At 65.2% G+C, this 23,606-nt stretch carries 21 protein-coding genes and 1 tRNA gene; 13 read left to right on the plus strand and 9 right to left on the minus strand.

From position 1 onward, the window contains the following. Positions 1 to 4 precede the first annotated feature (4 nt). From VPH41_RS06630 to VPH41_RS06645, 4 genes are all read right to left on the minus strand, one after another. Complete coding sequence (locus tag VPH41_RS06630; RefSeq protein ID WP_328569358.1) at positions 5 to 1,036, minus strand: alpha/beta fold hydrolase; 1,032 nt, start codon at positions 1,034 to 1,036, stop codon at positions 5 to 7. A 98-nt stretch (positions 1,037 to 1,134) separates the two neighbouring features. Continuing rightward, positions 1,135 to 2,169, minus strand: coding sequence for a hypothetical protein (locus tag VPH41_RS06635; RefSeq protein ID WP_328569359.1), 1,035 nt, complete (start codon positions 2,167 to 2,169; stop codon positions 1,135 to 1,137). Further along, the gene (locus VPH41_RS06640; protein WP_328569360.1) at positions 2,166 to 2,903 is read right to left on the minus strand and encodes an aspartyl/asparaginyl beta-hydroxylase domain-containing protein; all 738 of its coding nucleotides are present in this window, start codon (positions 2,901 to 2,903) and stop codon (positions 2,166 to 2,168) included. Before VPH41_RS06640 ends, VPH41_RS06635 begins: the two co-directional genes overlap by 4 nt. After that, on the minus strand, positions 2,879 to 3,394 hold the full coding sequence (locus VPH41_RS06645) for a GNAT family N-acetyltransferase (RefSeq protein ID WP_328569361.1): 516 nt from the start codon (positions 3,392 to 3,394) through the stop codon (positions 2,879 to 2,881). The genes VPH41_RS06640 and VPH41_RS06645 overlap by 25 nt, the downstream gene beginning before the upstream one ends. A gap of 157 nt (positions 3,395 to 3,551) precedes the next feature. Between VPH41_RS06645 and VPH41_RS06650 the strand changes: the two genes are divergently transcribed. The 6 genes from VPH41_RS06650 (at position 3,552) to VPH41_RS06675 (ending at position 10,349) form a co-directional block, all read left to right on the plus strand. Continuing rightward, complete coding sequence (locus tag VPH41_RS06650) at positions 3,552 to 4,481, plus strand: hypothetical protein (protein ID WP_328569362.1); 930 nt, start codon at positions 3,552 to 3,554, stop codon at positions 4,479 to 4,481. Positions 4,482 to 4,624: 143 nt separating this feature from the next. Further along, a complete protein-coding gene (locus tag VPH41_RS06655; RefSeq protein ID WP_328569363.1) occupies positions 4,625 to 5,290 on the plus strand; it encodes a sugar dehydrogenase complex small subunit in 666 nt (221 codons plus the stop codon). Continuing rightward, complete coding sequence (locus VPH41_RS06660; protein WP_328569364.1) at positions 5,287 to 6,945, plus strand: GMC family oxidoreductase; 1,659 nt, start codon at positions 5,287 to 5,289, stop codon at positions 6,943 to 6,945. The genes VPH41_RS06655 and VPH41_RS06660 overlap by 4 nt, the downstream gene beginning before the upstream one ends. Further along, a complete protein-coding gene (locus VPH41_RS06665) occupies positions 6,942 to 8,402 on the plus strand; it encodes a c-type cytochrome (RefSeq protein WP_328569365.1) in 1,461 nt (486 codons plus the stop codon). Before VPH41_RS06660 ends, VPH41_RS06665 begins: the two co-directional genes overlap by 4 nt. Positions 8,403 to 8,542: 140 nt before the next feature. Continuing rightward, positions 8,543 to 8,944 (plus strand): GtrA family protein, encoded by a 402-nt coding sequence (locus tag VPH41_RS06670; protein ID WP_287778753.1) that lies wholly within the window; start codon positions 8,543 to 8,545, stop codon positions 8,942 to 8,944. Positions 8,945 to 9,050: 106 nt separating this feature from the next. Further along, complete coding sequence (locus VPH41_RS06675; RefSeq protein WP_328569366.1) at positions 9,051 to 10,349, plus strand: NCS2 family permease; 1,299 nt, start codon at positions 9,051 to 9,053, stop codon at positions 10,347 to 10,349. A 125-nt stretch (positions 10,350 to 10,474) separates the two neighbouring features. On the opposite strand, the gene VPH41_RS06680 is transcribed toward VPH41_RS06675, so the two are convergent. Further along, entirely contained in the window at positions 10,475 to 11,182 is a 708-nt protein-coding gene (locus VPH41_RS06680) for a GntR family transcriptional regulator (protein ID WP_328569367.1), read from the minus strand. 420 nt (positions 11,183 to 11,602) lie between these two features. On the opposite strand from VPH41_RS06680, the gene VPH41_RS06685 reads away from it, so the two are divergent. Beyond that, positions 11,603 to 11,678: transfer RNA gene (locus VPH41_RS06685), tRNA-Asn, on the plus strand. Positions 11,679 to 11,838: 160 nt separating this feature from the next. Here VPH41_RS06685 and VPH41_RS06690 read toward each other — a convergent pair. Next, entirely contained in the window at positions 11,839 to 12,225 is a 387-nt protein-coding gene (locus tag VPH41_RS06690) for a hypothetical protein (RefSeq protein WP_226941003.1), read from the minus strand. Between the two features lie 335 nt (positions 12,226 to 12,560). Here VPH41_RS06690 and VPH41_RS06695 point away from each other — a divergent pair, with 335 nt between their 5' ends. Together VPH41_RS06695 and VPH41_RS06700 are read left to right on the plus strand one after the other, a co-directional pair. Beyond that, positions 12,561 to 13,352 carry an alpha/beta fold hydrolase gene (locus tag VPH41_RS06695; RefSeq protein WP_328569368.1) on the plus strand — a complete coding sequence of 264 codons (792 nt, stop codon included), beginning with the start codon at positions 12,561 to 12,563 and terminating at the stop codon, positions 13,350 to 13,352. Then, positions 13,349 to 13,726, plus strand: coding sequence for a VOC family protein (locus VPH41_RS06700; RefSeq protein WP_328569369.1), 378 nt, complete (start codon positions 13,349 to 13,351; stop codon positions 13,724 to 13,726). The genes VPH41_RS06695 and VPH41_RS06700 overlap by 4 nt, the downstream gene beginning before the upstream one ends. A 23-nt stretch (positions 13,727 to 13,749) precedes the next feature. On the opposite strand, the gene VPH41_RS06705 is transcribed toward VPH41_RS06700, so the two are convergent. Further along, the gene (locus VPH41_RS06705) at positions 13,750 to 14,493 is read right to left on the minus strand and encodes a hypothetical protein (RefSeq protein WP_328569370.1); all 744 of its coding nucleotides are present in this window, start codon (positions 14,491 to 14,493) and stop codon (positions 13,750 to 13,752) included. A 136-nt stretch (positions 14,494 to 14,629) separates the two neighbouring features. On the opposite strand from VPH41_RS06705, the gene VPH41_RS06710 reads away from it, so the two are divergent. The 4 genes from VPH41_RS06710 to VPH41_RS06725 all read left to right on the plus strand — a co-directional run bounded on the left by VPH41_RS06710 (position 14,630) and on the right by VPH41_RS06725 (position 21,309). Beyond that, entirely contained in the window at positions 14,630 to 15,469 is an 840-nt protein-coding gene (locus VPH41_RS06710; RefSeq protein ID WP_328569371.1) for a M15 family metallopeptidase, read from the plus strand. Between the two features lie 216 nt (positions 15,470 to 15,685). Then, positions 15,686 to 19,540 (plus strand): type VI secretion system membrane subunit TssM, encoded by a 3,855-nt coding sequence (gene tssM / locus VPH41_RS06715; RefSeq protein ID WP_328569372.1) that lies wholly within the window; start codon positions 15,686 to 15,688, stop codon positions 19,538 to 19,540. Next, complete coding sequence (tagF, locus tag VPH41_RS06720) at positions 19,537 to 20,517, plus strand: type VI secretion system-associated protein TagF (protein ID WP_328569373.1); 981 nt, start codon at positions 19,537 to 19,539, stop codon at positions 20,515 to 20,517. Before tssM ends, tagF begins: the two co-directional genes overlap by 4 nt. Positions 20,518 to 20,526: 9 nt before the next feature. After that, positions 20,527 to 21,309 carry an OmpA family protein gene (locus VPH41_RS06725; protein WP_442906223.1) on the plus strand — a complete coding sequence of 261 codons (783 nt, stop codon included), beginning with the start codon at positions 20,527 to 20,529 and terminating at the stop codon, positions 21,307 to 21,309. A gap of 127 nt (positions 21,310 to 21,436) precedes the next feature. Here VPH41_RS06725 and icmH read toward each other — a convergent pair whose 3' ends face one another. After that, a complete protein-coding gene (icmH, locus tag VPH41_RS06730) occupies positions 21,437 to 22,219 on the minus strand; it encodes a type IVB secretion system protein IcmH/DotU (RefSeq protein WP_328569374.1) in 783 nt (260 codons plus the stop codon). Then, on the minus strand, positions 22,216 to 23,586 hold the full coding sequence (tssK, locus tag VPH41_RS06735; RefSeq protein WP_328569375.1) for a type VI secretion system baseplate subunit TssK: 1,371 nt from the start codon (positions 23,584 to 23,586) through the stop codon (positions 22,216 to 22,218). Before tssK ends, icmH begins: the two co-directional genes overlap by 4 nt. Positions 23,587 to 23,606: the final 20 nt, after the last annotated feature.

The following is a 23,606-nucleotide window of genomic DNA, read 5'->3' on the forward strand; positions in this document are numbered from 1 at the left end:
TGCGTCAGGACTTGGCCGTCGTATCCAGGGTCTTGATGATGGCTTCCTGAAACTTTGCAGGCTCATCCTGGTGAATTTGATGGCCGGAATGGTCAAACAAGAACAGCCCCTTCTTTGGCGCTTTCAATGTCTCGAAATACTCTTGCGTGATCCTGGTCGAGGTCTGGATATCGTTCTTGCCTACGAAGAAATACACGGGGCAGTCAACGCTCTGCAAGGTCCTGGGCAGGTCTATCTTCATGACCTCGTTCCACACCGGCGACCAGGTTTGTGACCATTGAAGAAAGCCCGTCTTGAAAGCGGGACTCGTGGCAAATTCCTTGCCATCCTTGTAAAAAAGCCATTTCCGTAAATAAAACATGCTTTCGTCACTCGTGAACGGGAAGCTGATGCTGCCCAGTTCCTGGCTGGCGACGGCATTGTCCTTGAAATGCACTTTCAAGGCTTGCAGCAATTCTTTCTCGCTTTCCAGCTGGCTCACGACAGGATTGGAGGCGAAATAGGCATGCAGCAGTTCCGGGTGATTCCTGACGATATAAAAGCCCAGGACGTTGCCCCAGGAGCTGCCCAGCAAGTATATTTTTTCCTGCTTGAATTCCTTGCGCAGGAATTGTATGACTTCGTACGTATCCTGCTCCATCTGCGCGACGGACGGCTGGACGGGGGATGGATTCAGTTTCAATGTTTTCCCAGCATCGCGCTGGTCCCACTGGACCAGCGTGAATCTGTTTTTCAAGGCATTGGTAAAGGAGTCCGCGCCCTTGATCATGGAGCTTCCCGGGCCGCCGGACAGGAACAGGAGGACGGGTTTGCTCGCGTCGTCGGTCTTGATTTCCAGAACCTGCTTGATGCCGCCAATGTCAGGCGTCAGGGTGGTGGTGACTTCCGTGGCGGCGGGTTTCGCTTCCGGCATCGCTTGCGCCTGGCATCCGTAGAAGGGAATCAGGGCGGCAAGGAAAACTGCGTATGTCATTTTTTTTATCATGGTCTGATGATCAGTTTCAGGTTGGTTGCACTGGCGCATGACGCGCCGCATGGGAACAGCTGCAGTGGCACGCCAGGCTCATCCGCCCGGCATGGTCTCCTCGGGTACGTCGAAAAACCTCCTCGCCAGATAGCTGGCCGTATAAAAAGTCATGGGTTCGCGCAGCCGTCCTGGCCCATGCGCAGCCGCAGCGCTTCCAGGGCTTGAAAGCCGGGCTGGACCCGCGCGGCGATGGCTGCAAGGCCATCCGTTGCGGGTGCCGGGGGATCGCCGTGGAAGGCCGTGCCGTATTTCGCATGCAGGCCGCCGCGCGCGCGCATCGTTTGCAGCTGCCCGGCTGCGGGAGCGATGCCGAGGCGGGGCAGCAAGTCGCTGAACAGGACGTCAGGCAATTGCCTGTAGTGCATTAACTGCAACTGGCCGACCGCCGCATGGGGCCGGGCGGCGTCGAACAGGCTGGCCAGCACCAGGCCCGTGTAGCCGTCGAGGTCGCCGGGCGCCAGCTGGTGTGCGGGCAGCGGCAGCTGTGCCGGGTGCAGCATGCCGGGCACCATCTGCGGACCGCGCTGGCGCTGGTGCGAGGTCAGCACGGCCAGCGGTTCGCGGTACAGGAACAGGCAGGGCGTGCGGGGAAAGGCTTGCCGCAGCAGGTCCAGGCTGTGGATGTGCCAGCAGTCGAACTTGATGACAAAGTGCGTTTCCTCGCCGGAGCGGCGCTGGCCTAGGGCCAGGATGGCCTGGCGCAGCAGGGTGACGCTGGCGGCCGTGTCGCCGCTGTCGTGATGCAGGCGCAGCAGTGAGTCGATGATGGGCGGCTCGGACATGACGATGCATTGTGGTAGCGAGGCCAGCAGTTGCGTCAGCAGGGTCGAGCCGCAGCGCGACACGTGAAAGATGAAGGCGTCGGGCGCCAGGCTGTCGCCGACACTGGCCAGCGCCGTGGCGGGTGTGCGGCAGACGCGGCGCTCGCCGGGCTGCTGGCACTGGAGGGTGTTGACAAAGAACGCGTCCGTGAAGCGCTGCTGTCCCAGGTGGCGCCAGCAGACGGAGACGCCGCCCGTTTGCGCGTCGCGTTCGGCGGACACGGGAAACCAGTGGCGCATCGCCATGCCGGCATGCCATGCCAGCGTTTCGCCCTTGGCCAGATATTGTTCCTGCTGGGCTAGGCCGTACACGGCCGTCATGGGGCCGTTCCCGGGGCCAATGCCGCCAATTCGCTGGCCAGCGCCAGCGAGGCCGGCGTCGGGGCGGCGCGCAGCTGCGCAATGATGGCATGCACATTGCCGTCATGGATGTTGGCGTCGCCGTACTTGGGCAGCGGCTTCGGCACGAAACCGGCGGCAGCGAACAGCGCTTCCAGCCAGCCGTTGGTGATGCAGTCAAGCACGAGGTGGATGCGCGGCGTCATGCCCCGGTTGTGCACGGCGTGCAGGCAGCTGGCATCCATGTACCAGGCGTGCCCGGCCGTAAAATGCACGGTCTCGCCATCGATGCTGAACAGCACCTGCGGCGACGTGTGGATGGGAATGTGGATGCGCGTCAAGCCGTCGGCCAGCGCCGTGCCCGCGTCGCGGTGCGCGCGGATGATGGCGCCCGGCTCGAGCGCCATCAGGCGCACGGCGCGCGTGTCGCACTCGAAACGGGCGAGCACTTCGCGCAGGTAGGGGCAGCGCCCCAGTTGCGGCGTATCCGCGTAGCGCGCGCCGTCGACGGGCACGATGTGGCCGGCGTCGCCGCCGGGCGAGCGCAGCGGCACGCAGCTCCAGCCGCTGTCATAGGCGCCCGTGTTGAAGTGGCTGATCCAGTCGCTTGCCGCGAACTGGCTGCAGTCGTGCTGCATGCGCGCCACGTCGAATGCCAGCGGCAAGCGCAGCCAGGTGCTGGGCGTCTTGATCAGCGGCATGGCGTCGCGCCCCACACCAGATGCTCCTGCACCTCGTTTTCCCCCTGTACTTGAAATCCCAGCCGCAGATACAGCTTGCGCGCGCCCCCGTTGTTGCGGTTGACGCTCAGGTGGATCGCCAGTTGCTGCGCTTCGGCCAGCGCCTGCAGGCTGCGCAGCACGATGCTGGCTGCGCCCTGGCCCCGCGCCTCGGGCAGCACGGCAATATCGACCAGGTGCAGCACCGCGTCGCGCCGCTCGATGACGAGCCTGCCGATGGAGATGTTGTCTTGTTGCAACACCAGGTAGGCTGCTTGCGGAAAGCTCTGCCGGTAGCCGTGCGACTGCATGCGCCGTTGCATGGCGATCAATTGTTCGATAAAGGCAGGCTCGGCTGGCATCTGGCGCAGGTCATCGCGCGTGGCGCCGTACAGCACTGCGGCGAAGGCCTCGTCTTCCTCGTGCTGCAGCCGCAAGCGATAGGGGGCGGGCAGCGTGTCAAGGAGGACTAAGGTCAGAGAGTGCATCGATGCTCCGCTTCATGGTGGATTGGTGGATATGCCAACGATGGCCACAGGCATTTACTTATTTGCTATGCTGCCAATTTTTAAGCAAGCTTGCAATCATTTCAAGAAAGATCGACATGCATCCTGTCTGCACCATCGTCTCCCAGCGGGGCTGCGCATGACGCCGGCACAGGCGGAACTGGCCGCCATCGCTGCCGCCCTGTGCGATCCGCAGCGCTCCCTGGCAAGCCTGGTGGGCGAAACGGTGCGCCTGCGCCAGCTCGTCGAGCGGCATTCGCGCCTGTCCATGGATGGGCAGGCGGGCATGTGCGCGCGTGAACCGTACCGCAGCGCCGCTTTCATCCAGGGGCTGGCCTTGGCCATGCGCCAGCAGCCGGATAGCGGGCGGCCCGTGCGCGTGCTGTATGCGGGTTGCGGGCCGTTTGCCTTGCTGGCCTTGCCGGTGATGGCGGTGCCCGGTGCCAGCCAGGTGCAGTTTGCCATCCTCGACGTGCACGCCGAAACCCTGGCCTATGCGCGCGAACTGATTGCAATCCTGGGCCTGGAGGGCCATGTGGCGGACTACATTTGCGCCGACGCGGCCGCCTACCGCATTCCTGCCGGCGCCATGCCGGACGTGATCGTCAGCGAAACCATGAATACGGCGCTGGGCAAGGAGCCGCAGGTGGCCATCCTGCGCAACCTGCACGCGCAAGCGCCGTCGGCGGCGCTGTTGCCGGCGGCCGTCACGGTCCACCTGGGCCTGGACCGGCGCAACCCCGGCGAGCCGTGTACGGACTGGGGGCGCGTGTTTGCCCTCGATGCGGACGCCTTGCGCGCCTGGCAGGACGAAGAGGGCGACAGCTTGCCGGCCGCCAGCATCCGCCTGCCCGATGTGCTGGAACAGGCGCCGCGCCTGCTGACGCGCATCCGCGTGCATGGCGACATCGTCCTGGGCGACCATGAGTGCAGCCTGAACCTGCCCCTGCCGTTGCCGGGCAAGCCCACCCTGGCTGGCGGCAGCGTGCTCGGTTTCCATTACCGCCTGGGCGGGCAGCCGGGACTGGGATTTCGCCTGCGCGCAAATGGGGAATCAATGCCGGAATAGGCAAGGCGATTCCTAGTAGTAATACTACATTGGCAAACAATTTATTTATGTAGGATAATGACGAGACGAATTGCATTTGCTCAAATGCGATTTAACGCAACCATCCAAGTCAACAAAACAATAAGTCTTGCGGGAGTCTCGTCATGAACCATCCAGGCAGCGAACCATCTGTAGCACCTGCAGCATCTCCCTCTCTTCCCCGCATCAGCCGCCGCCACGCCCTGATCGGCCTGGCCGCCTTGCTGGCGCAGGCCGGCTTCTGGAGCAATCCCCTGTCGGCCGCCATGCAGGCGCCGGCCAGCGTTCCTGCCAGCGGACCGGCGCCTGCCACCATGCTGTTCTACACGGTGTCGCAAACGATCACGGGCCACCGCGATCTGTCCGCCGACACGGCGGCCCGCATCGAGCAAGCCATGCGCACGAACGTGCCCGGCTTTGCCGAGCGCTTGCCGCAGCTGGGCGCGCTGCTCGTCACGGGCCAGGAAGCCAAGGCGCTGCTGGCCGCCGCCACTGCCGCCGATCCTGGGCTGCGCGAGCTGGTGCTGGCCATCGTGGCCGCCTGGTACACGGGCACCGTCGCCGGCAACGGGGCGCAGGGCACGAAATCCATCGTCGTCGCGTATGCGGAAGCGTTGATGTACCGCACGGTGGCCGATGGCCAGGTCGTGCCGACCTATTGCAACTACGGCCCCCTGTGGTGGCTGAAAGCGCCGCCGGCCGTGCGCGTCTCCGCGCCCGTGGCGCCGAAACCCGTGCCCGCCCCGGCCACTACCGGCACTCCCGAACCGAAAGGCAAGCAAGCAAAATGAAATCACCGCAATTCAAGAGTAATGGCGACGTCGTCGCCGATGTCGTCATCGTGGGTACCGGCGTCGTGGGCGCCATGATGGCCGACCAGCTGGCTGCGCAGGGCCATTCCGTGATCATGCTGGAAGCGGGCTTGCGCATCGAGCGGGGACAAGCCGTGGAAAACTGGCGCAACATGCCGTTCGAGAACCGCGTCGGTTCCGACTTCCAGGGCCTGTATCCGCAGGCGGACAACGCGCCCGCGCCCCTGTATTTTCCAAAGAATAACTATGTGGAATTGTCCGGCCCCAGCGGCAGCAGTTTCCAGCAGGGCTATCTGCGCACGGTAGGCGGCACCACCTGGCACTGGGCCGCGTCGTGCTGGCGCCACTTGCCCACCGACATGCGCATGAAGAGCGATTACGGGGTAGGGCGCGACTGGGCCATTTCCTACGATGAGCTGGAACCGTACTATTGCCGCGCCGAACAGGAAATGGGCGTGGCCGGTCCCAACGATCCCGCCCTGCAATCGCCCAGCGAGCGCAGCGCGCCGTATCCGATGGACATGGTGCCCTGGGGCTATGGCGACAAGCGCTTCGCCGAAGTGGTCAACCCGCACGGCTACCGTTCCGTGCCCATCCCGCAGGGCCGCTCGACGCGCCCCTGGCAGGGGCGTCCCACGTGCTGCGGCAATAATAATTGCCAGCCTATCTGCCCCATCGGTGCCATGTACAACGGCATCCACCACGTGGAGCGGGCCGAGCTGAAAGGCGCTGGCGTGCTGGCCGAAGCCGTCGTCTACCGCATCGATACGGACCAGAACAACCGTGTGACGGCCGTGCACTGGTATGACGCCAAGAAACAATCGCACATGGCGACGGGCAAGGCTTTCGTGATTGCCTGCAACGGCATCGAAACGCCCCGCTTGCTGCTGCTGGCGGCCAATCAGAACAATCCGAACGGCATCGCCAACAGTTCCGACCAGGTGGGCCGCAACATGATGGACCATTCCGGTTTCCACTGTACTTTCCTGGCCAACGAGCCCATCTGGACGGGCCGAGGCCCGGCGCAGAGCAGCTGCCTGGTGGGGCCGCGCGACGGCGCTTTCCGCGCGCAGTATTCGGCCAACAAGATGATCCTGAACAACATCACGCGCGTGGGTCCCGCCACCCAGCAGTCGCTCAAGCTGGGCCTGGTGGGCAAGGACCTCGACGATGAAATCCGCCGCCGCGCCGCGTTTGGCGTGGACCTGTCGATCAGCCTGGAACCCTTGCCCGAAGCGCACAACCGCTTGACATTGAGCAAGACGCGCAAGGACCCGCTGGGCCTGGCCTGCCCCGACATCTACTACGACGTGGGCGACTACGTGCGCAATGGTGCAAAGGCCGCGCATGCGCAGCTCGAACACATCGGCAAGCTCTTCGGCGCCGTGGAATTCCATATCACCGACAGCCTGAACGCGAATAACCACATCATGGGCGGCGTCATCATGGGCAGTAACCGTCTTGACTCCGTGGTCGACGGCAATTGCCGCGCGCACGATCACGCCAATCTGTGGCTGCCCGGCGGCGGCGCCATGCCGTCGGCCAGCGTGGTCAACACAACCCTCAGCATGGCCGCGCTCGGTTTGCGCGCGGCCGACGACATCACCCGTACCCTGGCAAGGGAGGCAGCATGATGCGCCGTTTGTTACTGAGTCTGGCGCTGGCCGCAGGCTTGCCGCTGGCCGCGCATGCGGTGGCGGCGGTTCCGCCCGTCACCCTGACGCCGGACCGTCCCGCCGCACCGGCCCCGGCCAGCCCCGATGCGCGCCTGGAACGGGGCCGCTACCTGGCCATCGCGGCCGACTGCATGGCGTGCCATACGGCAGCGGGCGGCAAACCGTATGCGGGCGGTTACGCCATCGATTCACCCTTGGGCACGATCTATGCGACCAACATCACGCCATCTAAGAAGGGCGGCATCGGCCATTACACGGAAGCGGACTTTGCGCGCGCCTTGCGCGAGGGCGTGCGCGCCGATGGCAGCCACCTGTATCCGGCCATGCCCTACACCAGCTATGCGCAGTTGACGGATGCGGACGTGGGCGACCTGTATTACTACTTCATGCAGGCCGTTAAGCCCGTCGACGAGCCGGCGCGCCAGACGGCCCTGCCATTCCCGTTCAATGTGCGCCTATCCATGCTGGGCTGGAATACCTTGTTCCTGGACAACAAACGCTACGTGCCGGACCCAACGAAAAGCGCGCAGATCAACCGGGGCGCCTACCTGGCCGAGGGCCTGGCGCACTGCAGCGCCTGCCACACGCCGCGCAACATGCTGATGGCGGAAATCGGCAGCCAGACCCTGGCAGGCGCGTCGCTGGGTTCCTGGCACGCGCCGAATATCACGTCCGACAAGGTCAGCGGCATCGGCGCGTGGACGGATGCGGAAATCACGGCCTACCTGAAGACGGGCCACGTGGAAGGCAAGGGGCAGGCGGCGGGCGGCATGGCCGAAGCCATCCAGAACAGCCTGCAATTCCTGCGCGACGACGACGTGGCCGCCATCGTCGCGTGGCTGCGCACGGTGCCGCCCGTGCGCGCGCCGGGGCAGACCAAGTCCGCCTTCAGCCATGGCAGCGCCGCCAGCGAAGAAGCGGTGCTGCGCGGCATGGCCGGCTCCACCGAGCACCATTCGCTCAACAGCGGCGCCGTGCTGTTTTCCGGCTATTGCGCCAGCTGCCATTCGGCCAGCGGCGCGGGCAGCACGGGCCAGGCGTATCCCGCCCTGTTCCACAACACGGCGACGGGCGGCGCCACGCCGGCCAACCTGGTCTCGGCCATCCTGTTCGGCGTCGAGCGCAAGGTCGACGGGGAGGAGCACGAAGCGTTCATGCCCCGTTTCGACCAGCGCTCGTACGTGCAGCCCTTGACGGACGAGCAGATCGCCTCGATCGCCAACTACGTGCTGAAGCAGTATGGCAACCCGGACGTGTCCGTCACGCCCGCCTACGTGGCGCAGGCGCGCAGCGGCGGCGTCAAGCCCGTGCTGGCCCGCATGCAACCGTTTATATTGCCTGCTGGCGCAGTGGGCGTGCTGCTGCTGATCGCGCTGTTCGTGGGGCTGCGCCGGCGCCGTCAGCGCAAGGCTTGAGTGCCGGAGCGGCGGCGAATATGAACGTTAGGCGCAACTTGCAGTAAAATGCAGGCTGAAAAATGGTTACGAGCAATCGTAGCCATTTTTTATTCTGGCCCGATCCCGGCGATTGCTTTCGTCTCATTTGAAAATTGACAATGTCCCATTCCCTGCATCACCAATTTCTACGTTTCGCCGCCGTCGGCGCTTCCGGCACGGCCGTGCAATACAGCGTGCTGTGGGGCGGCGTGGAATGGGCGGGCATCAGCGCCGCGGCCGCTTCCGGCATCGGCTACATCATGGGTTCCGTCGTCAACTACATCCTCAATTACTTTTTCACGTTCAAGAGCGACAAGGGACATGGCGAGGCGGCCAGCAAGTATTTCACCTTGCTGGGCATAGGCTGGTGCATCAATACGGGGCTGATGTGGCTGCTGGTACACCAGCTGGGCTGGTATTACTGGCTGGCGCAGGTGCTGGCCACGGGCATCGGGCTGGTCTGGAATTTTGCGGGCAGCCGCTGGTGGGCCTTCAAGCCGGCCAGCGCGCCGGGCAAGTAGCTAAGTGTAGAGTTCAAGTGAAAAGTTCAAGCAAAGAGTTGTTGCAAGAAAAAATGCGCATAGTCCAAGACCAGGCGCGCGGTTTTACCAAAACAAGGGGTTAATCATGCAGTTCCTGGAACGCTATTTCAAACTGAAGGACAACGGGACCAATGTGCGCACGGAGCTGCTGGCCGGCCTGACCACATTCCTGACGATGGCCTACATCATCTTCGTCAATCCCTCCATCCTCGGCGACGCGGGCATGCCGAAAGACTCCGTCTTCGTCGCCACCTGCCTGGCGGCCGCCATCGGCACCCTGATCATGGGCCTGTACGCGAATTATCCGATCGCGCTGGCGCCGGGCATGGGCTTGAACGCGTATTTCTCGTACACGGTGGTCAAGGGCATGGGCATGAGCTGGGAAGTGGCGCTGGGCGCTGTCTTCATTTCCGGCTGCCTGTTCATCCTCGTCAGCCTGTTCAAGGTCCGCGAGATGATCATCAACAGCATTCCGCCCGCGCTGCGCACGGCGATCACGGTCGGTATCGGCTTGTTCCTGGCCATCATTTCCCTGAAAAGCGCCGGCGTGGTGGTGTCGAATCCCGCCACCATCATCGCCTTGGGCGACTTGCACCAGTCGGCGCCCATCCTGGCCATCGTGGGCTTTTTCATCATCGTCGCGCTGGACCGCCTGAAAGTGCCGGGTGCCATCCTGATCGGCATTCTCACCATCACCATCGCCAGCTTCTTCTTTGGCGGCAACCAGTTCAACGGCATCGTCTCGGCGCCGCCCGCCATCGAGCCGACCCTGTTCAAGCTCGACATCATGGGCGCGCTGTCGATCGGCATCGTCAACGTGGTGCTGGTATTTTTCCTGGTGGAGTTGTTCGATGCGACGGGTACGCTGATGGGCGTGGCCAACCGTGCCGGCTTGTTGAAAGACGGCAAGATGGAGCGCATGAACAAGGCCTTGCTGGCCGACAGCACGGCAATTGCCGCTGGCGCCTGCCTGGGCACGTCGAGCACCACGGCCTTCGTGGAAAGCGCGGCTGGCGTGCAAGCGGGCGGCCGCACGGGCTTGACGGCCGTGGCCGTCGCGCTGCTGTTCCTGGGCAGCCTGTTCTTCGCCCCGCTGGCGCACACGGTGCCGCCGTACGCGACGGCGCCCGCGCTGCTGTACGTGGCTTGTCTGATGCTGCGCGAACTGACCTATATCGACTGGGATGACAGCACGGAAAGCATTCCGGCCGCCATCACGGCCCTGATGATGCCATTTACGTATTCGGTGGCCAGCGGCGTGGCTTTCGGCTTCATCACCTATGCCGTGTTGAAACTGTTGACGGGCAAGGGCAAGCAAGTGTCGGTCGTGGCCTACATCATCGCCGCCATCTTCCTGTTCAAATTCATCTACCTGGGCGAATAGCGGGGAGGGCAGGGCCGGAGCCGCGCGTCCGGTGCTGTCACCGCAAAAAAGCGGCAATCAAGAAGCGACAATCGCAAAAAGGCCGCCCGTGCATCCGCAGGGGCGGCCTTTTTTGATGGCGGGGCCTACATCAGCAGCGCCGCCACCAGGTCTTTCTTGTCCTCGCCGGCGCTGCCATCGAAGCGCAGGGCCGCTTCCACATGCGTCAGGTGTTCCGCCATCAGGCGCGCGGCCAGGTCGGCGTCGCCGCTGCGCGCCGCCTCGAGAAAACGGCCGTGTTCGTCGCATGAGCAGGCGGCGGCGTGGCCGGACTGGTACAGCATGGTGATCAGCGAGCTGCGCCCCACCAGTTCGCGCACGATATCGCGCAGCACGGCGTTGCCGGCGATGTCGGCCAGCAGTACATGGAAGTCGCCCAGCAGTTGCGAGCGCAGCGGCGTCGCTTGCGCCAGCGCCAGGCGTTCCGCTTTCAGGTGGCGTTCCAGCATCTTGTAGTCGGCGGGCTTGGCCCTGGCGACGAATTCGCGCGCCAGGGCCGCCTCGATGACGCGCCGCGCGGCGAAGATGTCGCGCGCTTCCGCCTCCGTTGGCTGGCTGACGAAGGCGCCCTTGTCGGGCACCATGCGGATCAGCTTATCTTTTGACAGGATCAGCAGGGCCGCGCGGATCTTGGTGCGGCTGACGCCATACAGCCGGCACAGCGCCTCTTCGCGCAGCCGTGTACCGGGTGGCAGCTGGCGCGCCACGATGGCTGCCGCCATATGTTCGGCAATTTCCGCCGAGCTGTCGCCGCTGCCGGGTTTGTCCACCAGGGATGCGCTTGATTCTGTCATGTCGGGTGAGAGCAGTAAGCCAGGGGCAAGGCCGAACCTTGCAAATGCATGTCTGCGCGGCGGCGTGCTTGACGCCCCGTTGCTGGCATGCCGTTTTGCGCCGTCCGTGTGGGAACGGCCTGGCTATTCTACTATCTTGCGTGGCGCCGCGCAGACGGACGCAGCCGCAACCCGCAGGCTTGCTCCGTTTGGCGTAAGCGGCCAGTGAGTGGCCCGTCCCGCGCATGCGCGCCATGCCACGGCAGCCCCATCCGCATGGCGCTCGCGTGCTGCCGTGCTGCCGTGTTGCAGTGCCTGCGATGCCTTCGCATGATGCCCTGGCATCTGGGCGAGGCAGTCAGCGGCAGGCGGCCTGTTTTAGTGCGCCATGCAGCAACAACTGGACATGGGAAATTTTGACGTATATAATTCGGCCTCCTTTCCCTGATAGCTCAGTTGGTAGAGCGACGGACTGTTAATCCGCAGGTCCCTGGTTCGAGTCCAGGTCGGGGAGCCAGAACAAGCAGTAGCAAAGGGCCACGTGGCAACACGTGGCCCTTTTGTTTTGCGCGCACGATTCCCGTTTTACGCTTTTTCTCTTTCCATCCCTTCAATACACGGCCGATGCACGCAATGCTTGCCTGCCGGCCGCCGGGACCCGCCCAATGCTGTGCGGATCAGGGATCGACGAACACGTCGAAGCGGATATTGAGCGGGCTGCCCCAGGAAATTTCCACCCAGGCCAGGAAGCCGCCGTTGTACGGGGCGATGTTATACACGGCCATGCGGGCGGCGCCGATGAAGCGGTGCTGGGCATCCGTGCTGAATTCGCTGATATTGAGGAACACGCGCGAATTGGCAGTCACGTTGCCGTTGACGAAATTCACGGCGTGGAACACGCCGTTTGCCCGCCACGTGTAATACGTGGTGAAGGCATTACCGCTCAGGTTCAAATCCTTTGCGGCCGTCCCTTTCGCCGTTTTGCTTTCCTGTTGCACGGGCAAGTCGGTGAGTTCCTGTTCGGCCAGATTGCTGCCGGTCCTGTCTTCTACTTTCATTTCCATGATGTGCTCCTGATCGATAGTTTGGACGCCGCGCCTGACGTCGTGCGGCAAGACGCCGTATCTGTTGCCGTGACGGCCAGTGTCACGATCTGGCTGATAAGGTAGCCGTCTGCTCCAAGAGGGGAGGCACTAATTTTAGGCCCGCAGGCAGGCAAAAAGGGGCGATTCGGCCATGCAAAACGGCGGCCATTTGTGCTGGCGCAAACACCTTGCAGGCAAGCGTCAAGATCTTTTCCAGCAAGCTATTTTTATGGGGCGCCACGCATGCCGCGCAGGACAATGGCACAATAGGTCCAGCCGACCTGTCGATGCGGAAACCGTTGCGAGCCTAGCCTATGCCGATACTGAACCTGAGTGCCGAAACCGATATCTATTACGAATTGATCGAAGGCGACCCTGCCAAGCCCTGCCTGGTCTTCCTGCATGAGGGGCTCGGTTGCTGTGCGATGTGGAAAGATTTTCCCGCTCAGCTATGCCAGGCGACGGGCTGCCGCGGCTTGGTGTACGACCGCCACGGCTATGGCCAGTCGTCGGCGCTGGCGGCGCGCCGCCAACTCCATTATTTGCACGATTACGCGCTGTGCGAGTTGCCGCAAGTGCTGGCGGCACTGCTGCCGGGGCAGGACCATTTTCTCGTCGGCCATTCCGACGGCGGCAGCATCGCCCTCATTTATGCGGCGCAGCAGCCGCCCCGCTTGCGCGGCATCATCACCGAAGCGGCACACGTGTTTGTCGAGGGCATCACGCTCGATGGCATCCGCGTGGCGGACGCGGCGTTTGGCGCGGGCAAGCTGCGCGCGCTGGCGAAATACCATGGCGACAAGACGGAAACCATCTTCAAGGCCTGGTCGGATACCTGGCTCAGCTATGGCTTCCAGTTCTGGAACATCGAATATCTGCTGCCCTCCGTCGAATGCCCGGCGCTGGTGGTGCAGGGCAGCGAGGACCAGTATGGCAGCGCGGCCCAGGTCGATACGATCGTGGCGCAGGCGCTCAACGCCGTGCCCGCCATGGTCGAACAGTGCGGCCACACGCCGCACCAGGAGCAGCCGCAGGCATTGCTGGCGTTGATGGAAGGCTTTTTGCAAGGCCGCATGGACGCGGCCACTCACCCGAAAAATACATGATAGACCACCTCGATCACCTGGTATTGACCACCCGCGACAAGCAAGCCTGCATCGATTTCTATACGCGCGTGCTGGGCATGCAGCTGGAAACGTTTGGCGCCGGCCGCCATGCCTTCAAGTTTGGCGCGCAAAAAATCAATCTGCATGAGGCCGGCAAGGAATTCCTGCCCAAGGCGGACTTGCCCACGCCCGGCGCGCTGGACCTGTGCTTCATCGCCGCCGTCCCGCTCGACGAATTCATTGCCCATCTGGCGGCGTTGGGGATTGCCATCGAGGAAGGTCCGGTGGCCCGCACGGGCGCCAACTGGCCCATCCGCTCCGTGTATCTGCGCGATCCGGACCGCAACCTGATCGAAGTGTCCGAACGCGCCTGACGTTGCATCCGGCGCCCCGGTATTCAGTGGCAGGCGGGATCGCTGTCCCAGCGGCCCGAGCAGATGCGCGAGCGGCACAGCATGCCTTCGATCAGGCCCAGCTGCCGGCAGCGCTGCAGGAGTTCCGCGGTTTCCCCTTCGCGCTGGCGCAGCACCACGTCGCGCATGGGCGCCGCCGTGCCATCTTGCCGGTGTGCATGGGCCACCATCGCCGTCAGCAAGGCGACGTCGCTGTCGCCGGGGGCGGCAGCCGCTCTTGACTCCGGTGTGCGCGCAGCAGCCTGGCGCGCGGGCGGCGGCGCCTTGCGCGGTGCGCTCGCACCCGCACCCGCACCCGCACTGCCGGCGCTGGCAAGCGCACCCGCCCCCGCGCTTGCTGCCGTGGCCGGTATTGCAGGCAAGGGTGGTCCCGCCGTATTGACGATGGTGGCCGCTTGCGCCGCATGCGCAAGCACTGCCGGCGCGGCCGGCACTGCCAGTGCGGGCGGGGCCGTGGCCGCGGAGGGCATCGGCGCCGGCGGCAGCGGCACGGTGCCGGGCCCGTCGGCGAGCATGGCCGTGATCAGCAGCGCCAGGCACAGCGCGCCGGCGGCCCAGTGCCGCCGTCCAGGGCGCCAGCGCAGGGCGGGCCTGGCGGCGGGCGCGGCGGCGCCGTGTTCCAGCTGCGACAGGATGCGCTTGCCATCGGCCTGCGCGGCGGCTGCCCCCGCCGTGCCCAGCAGGGTGGGACCTCTGGACTGGCCATCTCCGGTTTTCAATAAAGACAAAATATCACCTCCGCAATGGATCAAACTCGACTGACCTTGATGTAAACCGCGCTCAGGCGGGCCGCAGACGCCTACGATCTAGCGATACTGCCGAGCACGCTGCCCGGCCCACGCCGATCCCGTCACGGAGCGCCCCATGTTCGTCGCCCTGGTCCTGATGTATTTCCTGCTTGCCTGTTTTGCCTGCTGGCTGCTGCTGTTTCCCGGCGGCCGCGCCATCGTGCTGCATGCGCTCGTCAACCTCGGCTGGCGCATGCAGCGGCGTGCGCAGGGGCTGCAGCGGGGCAGCGGGGTGCAGTGGCAGCGCGTGCAGCGGCACACGGGCTCGGGCATGGCGCGCGCCTGGCAGCTGCTGTGGCGGCACCGCTGGCTGTCGCTGGCGGGCAGCGTGCTGGTCGTCGTGCCGCCGCTGCTGGCCTGGCTGTCCAGCGACCGCATCGCCCTGCGTGGCTATGCCGATCAGCAACATGTCATCAACGACCAGGTCAGCGACTTGCTCAAGGGCGAGCAGCTGGTGCCGCCACCCGCCTTGCCGCCGCTGCTGTTTTCCACGGCGGAAGTGACGCAGCTGCGCCCGCTGCTGGGCGGCGCCAGCCGCAACTGGCAATTGCTCGACCACGACTACGCGCAGCGCCTGTTGCTGGTCTTCAAGATCATGAAGGAGGTGCATGGCTACGACATGGTCTTGCTGGAAGGCTATCGCAGTCCCGCGCGCCAGGACCAGCTGGCGGCGGCCGGCCCGAACGTGACGAACGCGAGGGCGTTTCAAAGCTATCACCAGTACGGCCTGGCGGCCGATTGCGCATTCATGCATGAAGGAAAGCTCATCATTTCTGAAAAAAATGCCTGGGCCATGCGCGGCTACCGTTTATATGGCGTGACGGCCGAATCGGTGGGCCTGCGCTGGGGCGGACGGTGGACCATGATGGATTTTGGCCATACGGAATTGCCGCAACCGCGCGTGCTGGGCAAGTAAGCCGCGCCAGCCATTCTAGCGCCGCACGGCGGCCGGATTTTCAGCGCTGCAAGCTTACTTGCGCGGCATCAATGGGCTGCCGAAGCCTGCCGCGCGCTGGCGTCTGGTACTTGTCATATGTCAACAAAGGCGTGGCCCATTGCTGTCAGCATGGGCCGAATCCGCCTTGCTGCGCGGCGGCGTCCATCCTGTTTGCGACTTCACCCTGGGCTCATCATGCTGCGACGACTCTGGCATTTCTTCACCGACAGCCGCAATCTGACCATCGTCGGCTTCGTGGCGCTGGCCGTGTTCCTGTACCTGGGCGCCGAGGCGCTGGAAGTGGCGCTGGTCTGGGCGCTGGCCTTGCTGCTGCTGGCCTTTGTCACGTGGCTGGGCCTGTGGCTGTGGCGCCGGCGCCGCGCGCGGCGCAATGCGCAGATGCTGGGGCAAGCCATCCTCAACGAGGCCGAGATCGCCGCCGCGCAGGCGGCGTCGGCCTCGGCGGCCGGCAACACGCAGCAGGGCGAACTGGACGCCGTGCGCACGGGCATGCTGGCCGCCATCGAAACCATCAAGACGTCCAAGCTGGGCATTAAATCAGGCGCCGCCGCCCTGTACGAATTGCCGTGGTACATGATCATCGGCAATCCGGCCGCCGGCAAGAGCAGCGCCATCCTGCATTCGGGACTGCAGTTTCCCTTCGCCGACGGCAAGATCGTGCAAGGCGTGGGCGGCACGCGCAACTGCGACTGGTTTTTCACCACGGACGGCATCGTGCTCGACACGGCGGGGCGCTATTGCGTCGTCGACGAGCACCGGGGCGAGTGGTTCGGCTTTCTCGACCTGCTGAAAAAATACCGGCGCAAGGCGCCCATCAACGGCATCCTCATCGCCGTCAGCATTGCCGAATTGAAAGGCGACCCGGACGTGGGCATGCAGCTGGCGCGCAGCCTGCGCAAGCGCGTGCAGGACGTCATCGAGCGCCTGGAAGTGTTCGCGCCCCTGTACATCGTGTTTACCAAGGCGGACCTGATCGCCGGCTTCACGGAGTTTTTCGCGGATGCCGAACGCAGCGAGCGCGAGCGCGTCTGGGGCGCCACCATGCCCTACCAGCGCAAGCTGCCCACGGCCGATTTGCTGGCGTTTTTCGACCAGAGTTTCGATGAATTGCACGATGGCTTGACGGAGCTGAGCCTGGCCAACATGGCGCACCGGCAACGCAAGACGATGGCGCCCGGCGTATTCACCTTTCCGCTCGAGTTTGCCGCCGTCAAGCCGGCCCTGCGCGCCTTCATCGCCACCCTGTTCGAGGAAAATCCGTTCCAGTTCCAGCCCGTGTTCCGCGGCTTTTACTTCACCAGCGCGCTGCAGGAGGGCGAGCCCGTCAGCGCCTCCTCGCAGCAGGTGGCGCGCCGCTTCGACCTGGCCTTCGCGCCGGCCCAGGCCGTGCTGCCCGCGGGCGGGCGCCAGCATGGCTATTTCCTGCTGGAACTGTTCCGCAAGGTGATTTTTGCCGACAAGCATCTGGTCGCCAACTATGCCAACCGCGCCAAGCTGCGCTTCAAATATGCCGTGTTCTTTGCCGCCACGGTGTCGCTGGGCGCCTGCCTGGGCGGCTGGAGCTGGTCCTACCTGGGCAACCGGCAACTAGTGGCCAACGTGGAGGCCGATCTAGCTAAAGTGGTGAAGCTGCAGGAGCGGCGCCTGGACTTGCAGTCGCGCCTGGAAGCGCTCGAGATCTTGCAGGACCGCATAGAACAGCTGGAAGCGTACCGCACGCAGCGGCCGTGGTCCTTGCGCCTGGGCCTGTATCAGGGCGAACTGCTCGAACGCAAGCTGCGCGAGGAATATTTTGCCGGGGCCCGCCAGATCATGCTGGCCCCCGTGGCGGGGGCGCTGGAAGCGCTGCTGTTCGAGATGAACGCCAGCGCCGACCAGCTGCAGCCCGCGGCGCGCACGCCGCAGACCGCGGCCTCCGCGCTTTCCGCACCTTCCGCTGCGCCGCGCAGCGTGCAGTACCAGGCGGCCAGCGCGACGAACGTGGAAGATGCCTACAATGCGCTGAAAACCTATCTGATGCTGGCCGATAAGACGCATGCCGAGAGCAGCCACCTGAACGACCAGATGACGCGTTTCTGGCGCGGCTGGCTGGAAGGCAACCGGGGCGCCATGCCGCGCGAACAGATGATACGCAGCGCGGAGCGGCTGCTGACGTTTTACCTGGCGCAGATCGGCGATCCATCCTGGCCGCGCATCGAACAGAAGCTGGCGCTGGTCGACCAGGCACGCGAAAACCTGCGCCGCGTGGTGCGCGGCATGCCGGCGCGCGAGCGCGTGTATGCCGACGTCAAGGCGCGCGCCTCGACGCGCTTTCCCGGCATGACGGTGGCGCGCATCGTCGGCGAACAGGATCAGGCGCTGCTGGCGGGCAGTTACGCCGTCTCCGGCGCCTTTACGCGCCAGGCGTGGGAAAAATTCGTCGAGGGCGCGTTCCGCGATGCCGCCAACCGCGAGCTGCAAAGCGCAGACTGGGTGCTGAAAAGCGCGTCCACCGACGACCTGACCCTGGAAGGCAGCCCGGAGCAGATCGAGAAAAACCTGGTGGCCATGTACAAGGCCGACTACGCGCGCGAGTGGCAAAAGTTCGTGCAGGGCGTCGCCGTCGCCGACCTGAAAGGTTTTGACGGCGCCGTACAGGCGATGAACCGCCTGGGCGACCCGCAATCGTCGCCGATCGCCAAACTGCTGACGGCCATCTACGACGAAACCTCGTGGGACAACCCGGCGCTGCGGAATGCGCAATTGCGCAAGGCCGAGCGGGGCATCGTCGCCTGGTTCAAGGAAACGGTGCTACGCCGCGCGCCGTCGCAGCTGGCATCGAGTCCCGGCATGCAGGCGCAGCTCGACCCGGCCCGCCTGGACAAACCGATGGGACCCGTGGGCCGCGAATTTGCCGGCGTGGGCAAGCTGGTGGCGGTCAGGGACAACAATGCGTCCCTGATGCGCGCCTACCTGGAAGCGTTGTCGAAACTGCGTAGCCGCTTGAACCAGCTGAAGAACCAGGGCGATCCCGGCCCGGGCGCGCGCCAGTTCATGCAGCAGACCCTGGAGGGCAGCGGTTCCGAACTGGCCGACGCCTTGAAACTGGTCGACGAGCAGCTGCTCACGGGGATGAGCGACGCACAAAAGCAGGCCATCCGTCCCATCCTCGTGCGCCCGCTGATGCAGACCTTTGCCGTCATCGTCGCACCGGCCGAACTCGACATCAACAAGACCTGGGCGGCGCAGGTGTACGAACCGTTCCAGAAATCGCTGGCGAACAAATATCCGTTTGCGCCCGCGGCGCGCATCGAGGCGAGCAACCTGGAGATCGGCCAGTTCTTCGGCCCGGAAGGACTGGTGGCGAAATTCGTCACCACCTCCATGGGACCCCTGGTGGTGCGGCGCGGCGACGTGCTGGCGCCGCGCACCTGGGCCGACATGGGTATCAGCCTGGCGCCGCAGGTGGTGGCGCGTTTCCCCGGCTGGATCGCGCCGCTGGGCGCGGGCGGCGTGGCGGCTACTTCCGGCGTGGCGCAGACCGTGTTCCAGATCCAGCCGTCGCCCGCGCCGGGCACCTTGGAATACACGGTGGAGATCGACGGCCAGCAGCTGCGCTACCGCAATACCCCGGCCCAGTGGACGAACATGCTGCATCCGGGTCCCCAAGGCGCGGCAGGTGCCCAGGGCGCGCGCATCACGGCCGTCACCTTCGACGGACGCACGGTGGAGCTGTTCAACGAGCCGGGACAATTCGGCTTGAAGCGCATGATCGATGCTGCGGCCAAGAAGCGCAAGGACGGCGGCGTGTTCGAACTGCGCTGGGCGCGCGGCGAGGTGGCCGTGGCGGTCAACCTGAAAATCACCAGCAGCGCCGAAACGGCGGGGGCGGGCGCTGGCGGGACCGCGGCGCTGCAGGAGCAGGGCTTTCGCGGCATGCAGCTGCCCGAGACCGTCGTCGGCGCGCCCGGTGTTCCCGCCGTGCCTCCTGCGCCTCCCGCGCCCGCCATCGCCGCCGCAGCCGCAGCCGTGGCCGGGGTGGCGCCATGATGCGCGCGCCGCAGCAGGTGCGCCTCGCTTACTTCGGCAAGATCCCCGCGCGGGGCGACTTCATCAAGGCTTGCGACAATCACGCGCTGGTGCAGCTGCTCGATGACTGGCTGGCGCAGGTCATGAGTGCCCTGACGGTGGAACCGCGCTGGAAGCTCAATTACGACGCCTTGCCGCCGCTGCGCTTTGCCTTCGTCGGCACGCGCAGCCGGCGCGCCATCGCCGGGCGCCTGGAAGCGAGCAACGACCAGTCGCACAGGCGCTTTCCCTTCATGGCCATGGGCGCGCTGGAAGTCGACGACGCCGAGGCCTTTGTCGCCTGCAGCCCGCTGGCGCTGGCGCCCCTGTGGCAGCGCGTGGAGCAGCTGTCGCAAGGCATCGTGGCCAGCGCCGAACCGGGACCGGCCCTGCTGGCGCTGGCCGGCAACGTGGTGGAAGTGGAACCGGCCGCACCTGGCCATGCGGCGCGGCTGGCCGCCTTCTTGCAGGCGCAGACGGTGCAGGGCTTGCAGACCATGCTGGCCTCGCCCGCATTCCCCGTGACGGTGCGCGAATTGCTGCTGGGCCTGGGTTTGCTGCTGCGGCCCGTGCGCCAGAGCGGCTTGCCGCGCCTGGAGAAAAGCCTGGTGCTGCCGCTGCCGCAGGACGCGCAGCTGCGCGAGCTGGTGGCCAGCTTCTGGCTGCACCTGATCGCGCCTTTCCTGCGCCAGGCCGATTTCGAACTGGCGCTGTTCTTTTCCCACCTCGACGAGGCGCCCGTGCTGGTGATCGGTTTTTGCGGCGCCGACCCGCATGGCTTGCGCGCGCTGATCGATCCGCAGGCCGGCGGCGAGCGGCTGATCGTCTTCGACCAGCTGGACTGGGTGGAGCAGCAGCTGGGACGCGATGCGGCGCTCAGCCGGTTTTCCGCCTGTTTGCAGCAGGAGCAGTTGTCGCTGCGCTCGGCCTGCGCCATGTTTGCCGATACCTTTGCCTGAAGGAGTGCGATGAAACCGTTTGCCACTTTGCTGCTGATGCTTGCCGCCACCGCGCCCTGCCACGCCCAGGCGCAGGCGCCCCAGACGCCCATGCCGGGGCAGATCCTCGTTACGGGGACCCTGGCCGACGAGGCGGGCAAGGCGGCCGTGCTGGCCCGCCTGCGCGAACTGTATGGCGCCGAGCGCGTGGTCGACCAGATCGCCATCGGCACCGTGGCCGTGCCGGCCAACTGGAACGCCTACGTGCAAAAGCTGATCGCGCCGAACCTGAAGCTCATTTCACGGGGGCAGATCAGCATCGACGGCAACAACGTCAGCGTGCGCGGCGAAGTGGCGAACGAGGCGCAGCGCCAGCAGATCGCCAGCGACATCGCCACCAGCCTCAATCCCACCTACACCGTCAACAACGGCTTGCGGGTCAGGGCGGCCGAGGCCGAGCAGGGCTTGCTCGATGCGGCGCTGGATAGACGCATCATCGAATTCGACAGCGGCAAGGCGTCCATCACGCCCGCCGGCCTGGCCATCCTCGACGAGATGGCGGCCGTCATGCTCAAGCTGCGGGGACGCAAGGTGGAAGTGATCGGCCATACAGACGACACGGGCCTGCGCGCCAGCAATGTGGCCCTGAGCCAGGCGCGCGCCGAAGCAGTGCGCGCCTACCTGACCAGCAAGGGCGTCGTGGCCGATTCGGTGCTGGTGTCGGGCCAGGGACCGGACCGCCCCGTGGCCAGCAACGCCACGGCCGATGGCCGGGCGCGAAACCGGCGCATCGAGTTCAGGATCGCGCAATAGATTTGGTTGACACCTCACAAAACCGTAGCGAGCGGATGAGAGTTGTGGCCGAGAAGCGCAAGTGTGCGAATGCACATTGAGCATCGCAGGCCGCAAATCTCGACGCGCAGTAGGTTCTGTGAGGTGTTCAGGGCAGGGTGATGGTCAGGTGCGCGGGGCGCGGCGCCAGTTTGACCAGGTCCGCATACGCGGCCAGGGTCGTTTGCGTGCTGCGCGTCAGATGCGTTTTCAGGCCCAGGTAGGCGCAGATGGCCAGCAGCGCGAAAACGCTCGACAGCGCCCACAGCGGCACGTCGCTGCCGCGTTTGTTGACCACCTGGTCGGGGCGTTCCGCGCGCGGCGCGAAGCCCCGGCTCTTGCCCTTGATGTGGGCGATTTCGTCGCCCAGGCGCGCCGTCAGGTAGCTGAGCTTTTCGCCGCCGTCGATCGCATACTTGCCCTGGAATCCCAGTAGCAAGCACATGTGGAAAACCTGCAGCGCCTGCACGCGCATGGCGCCCTTGCCGCGCAAGGCGTCGAGGCGGTCGAAGAAGTGTTCGCCGGCCAGCTGGTCGCCAAAGATCAGCAACTGCAGCGGGCGCCGCTCCCACTGCTTGCGCAGGGCAAAGGGCGAGGCCAGGATAATTTCGTCGACCGCCGCGCAGAACGCATATTTGGCCGCCGCGATATCGTCGCCATCGGCGCGGATTTTTTTTGCCTCGCGTTCGAAGTCGTCGAGGAAGGCCGTGATGCGGTCCATGAAGCTTTGCTCGTCGCCGGGCGCCGAGCCGTGCTTCAGCATGAACAGCATGTAAAAGCCTTCGTGCATCAGGTCCAGCAGGGCGCTGCCGGCATGGCGGGCGCCGGCAGGGGCGGGACCGCGTGGTCCCAGCAGGGAGGGCGCCGCGCGCCGTTCGATGAGCTGGCTCATGCCGTCACCGCGATCAGTTCCAGCTGCAGGTCGCGTATGCCGGCCGGCACGTAGACGGAAATCGACTGCGCCTTGAGCATCTGCTCATATAGCGCGCCGCGGTTTTCCATCGCAAAATAATAGGTGTCCGGGCGCACGGGGATGGCGGCCGGCACTTGCGGCGCATGCGACAATTTGAGGCCGGGCATGGCCGTGAGCACGCATTTTTCCACGTCGTCGGGCGCACCCACTTTCACGCGCAGCGGCACCACGTCCACCAGTTCGATGGCAGGCATGGCGGCGCGGATCGCCAGGTACAGGGTGGTGTGCTGGTCGATCTTGCCCGAATCGAGCTTGCCCAGGTAGTACGACGGCTTGTCCTCGACCAGGGCGATGGAAAAATACTTCGACGAGATGACGGTGTCGAGCAGTTCGCGGATGATGGCGTCGAGGGCGTCGAAGCAGGCGCCCGGCTGCGCGTGGTCGTAGGCGGGCAGGCTGGCCAGGGTGTAGTGCTTGGAGTAGCTGAGCAGGCCGCCCGCCAGGCCCAGCAACGCTTCGTACAGGCGTTCCGGATGCAGGGCCGGATGGCGCACGTAATGCATCAGCGCGGCGGCGGCCGTGCTGACCGTGTGCAGCAGCCAGAACGAGGATACGTCGCCCGAGCGGAATTCGATCACGTTGCGGCTCGGTTCGCGGTGGTGGCCGTGCAGCGCGCTCACTTTCGCCTGCAGCGCGTCGAGCAGGTGTTCCAGCACGCCCTGCAGGCGCGGCGCGCCGGCAATCGCCAGGCTGGGCGCCATGAACGAAGGCACGGGCTCGAAGCCGCCCGAGACCGTGCGCCGCAGGGCGATCAGCGGCAGGCAGTCGTAGGAGCCGCGCGCCTCGCTGTCGGGAATCAGGCGCACGGCCTTCTTCAGGTAGGCCACGTCGGCCACGGCCGATTCCGTGAACAGGTCGGGCGTGGCGCGCATGGCGTGCGCAAAGCGCGTGCTGGCCGGCGTGCCGGCCTTGGACGCCTGCGCCGTGTAGTTCATGCCTTCGCCGTTGAGGATGGGCAGCGCCGCGTAATACGTCACTTCCTGCACCGCCGGCGGCAGCGCTTCCAGGTCCACGGGCGGGGGCAGGGTGTCGCTGCCGGGCGCGCCGTCACCCAGTGCCTCGAACACTTCGCCGTCGCGGAAGATCGCCGACAGGGCTTGCAGGCGCAAGGAGCCCGTCCTCAGCGCCGCCAGGTCCCATTCCATGTGCGCCACGCCCCACAGGTAGGGATGCAGCGCGCTGGCCGTGTGGTGCAGGCGCGCTTCGTGATATTGATCCTGGCGCTGGAAATGCTGCGGCCGCAGGAACAGGCCTTCGCCCCACAAGACTTTCGCTGCCATGCCCATTGCGTTTCTCCTTGAGTGTG

Source organism: Janthinobacterium sp. P210006 (assembly GCF_036231885.1).
GTDB lineage: Bacteria > Pseudomonadota > Gammaproteobacteria > Burkholderiales > Burkholderiaceae_D > Janthinobacterium > Janthinobacterium violaceinigrum.

What these genes read in the sequence shown, in the direction of transcription:
- VPH41_RS06710 (WP_328569371.1), top strand. Translation starts at nt 14,630, where the DNA reads ATGTTCGTCGCCCTGGTCCTGATGTATTTCCTGCTTGCCTGTTTTGCC.
- VPH41_RS06700 (WP_328569369.1), top strand. Translation starts at nt 13,349, where the DNA reads ATGATAGACCACCTCGATCACCTGGTATTGACCACCCGCGACAAGCAA.
- tagF (WP_328569373.1), top strand. Translation starts at nt 19,537, where the DNA reads ATGATGCGCGCGCCGCAGCAGGTGCGCCTCGCTTACTTCGGCAAGATC.
- VPH41_RS06660 (WP_328569364.1), top strand. Translation starts at nt 5,287, where the DNA reads ATGAAATCACCGCAATTCAAGAGTAATGGCGACGTCGTCGCCGATGTC.
- tssM (WP_328569372.1), top strand. Translation starts at nt 15,686, where the DNA reads ATGCTGCGACGACTCTGGCATTTCTTCACCGACAGCCGCAATCTGACC.
- VPH41_RS06680 (WP_328569367.1), bottom strand. Translation starts at nt 11,182, where the DNA reads ATGACAGAATCAAGCGCATCCCTGGTGGACAAACCCGGCAGCGGCGAC.
- VPH41_RS06675 (WP_328569366.1), top strand. Translation starts at nt 9,051, where the DNA reads ATGCAGTTCCTGGAACGCTATTTCAAACTGAAGGACAACGGGACCAAT.
- VPH41_RS06695 (WP_328569368.1), top strand. Translation starts at nt 12,561, where the DNA reads ATGCCGATACTGAACCTGAGTGCCGAAACCGATATCTATTACGAATTG.
- VPH41_RS06655 (WP_328569363.1), top strand. Translation starts at nt 4,625, where the DNA reads ATGAACCATCCAGGCAGCGAACCATCTGTAGCACCTGCAGCATCTCCC.
- VPH41_RS06725 (WP_442906223.1), top strand. Translation starts at nt 20,527, where the DNA reads ATGAAACCGTTTGCCACTTTGCTGCTGATGCTTGCCGCCACCGCGCCC.
- VPH41_RS06670 (WP_287778753.1), top strand. Translation starts at nt 8,543, where the DNA reads ATGTCCCATTCCCTGCATCACCAATTTCTACGTTTCGCCGCCGTCGGC.
- tssK (WP_328569375.1), bottom strand. Translation starts at nt 23,586, where the DNA reads ATGGGCATGGCAGCGAAAGTCTTGTGGGGCGAAGGCCTGTTCCTGCGG.
- VPH41_RS06635 (WP_328569359.1), bottom strand. Translation starts at nt 2,169, where the DNA reads ATGACGGCCGTGTACGGCCTAGCCCAGCAGGAACAATATCTGGCCAAG.
- icmH (WP_328569374.1), bottom strand. Translation starts at nt 22,219, where the DNA reads ATGAGCCAGCTCATCGAACGGCGCGCGGCGCCCTCCCTGCTGGGACCA.
- VPH41_RS06665 (WP_328569365.1), top strand. Translation starts at nt 6,942, where the DNA reads ATGATGCGCCGTTTGTTACTGAGTCTGGCGCTGGCCGCAGGCTTGCCG.
- VPH41_RS06630 (WP_328569358.1), bottom strand. Translation starts at nt 1,036, where the DNA reads ATGCGGCGCGTCATGCGCCAGTGCAACCAACCTGAAACTGATCATCAG.
- VPH41_RS06645 (WP_328569361.1), bottom strand. Translation starts at nt 3,394, where the DNA reads ATGCACTCTCTGACCTTAGTCCTCCTTGACACGCTGCCCGCCCCCTAT.
- VPH41_RS06690 (WP_226941003.1), bottom strand. Translation starts at nt 12,225, where the DNA reads ATGGAAATGAAAGTAGAAGACAGGACCGGCAGCAATCTGGCCGAACAG.
- VPH41_RS06650 (WP_328569362.1), top strand. Translation starts at nt 3,552, where the DNA reads ATGACGCCGGCACAGGCGGAACTGGCCGCCATCGCTGCCGCCCTGTGC.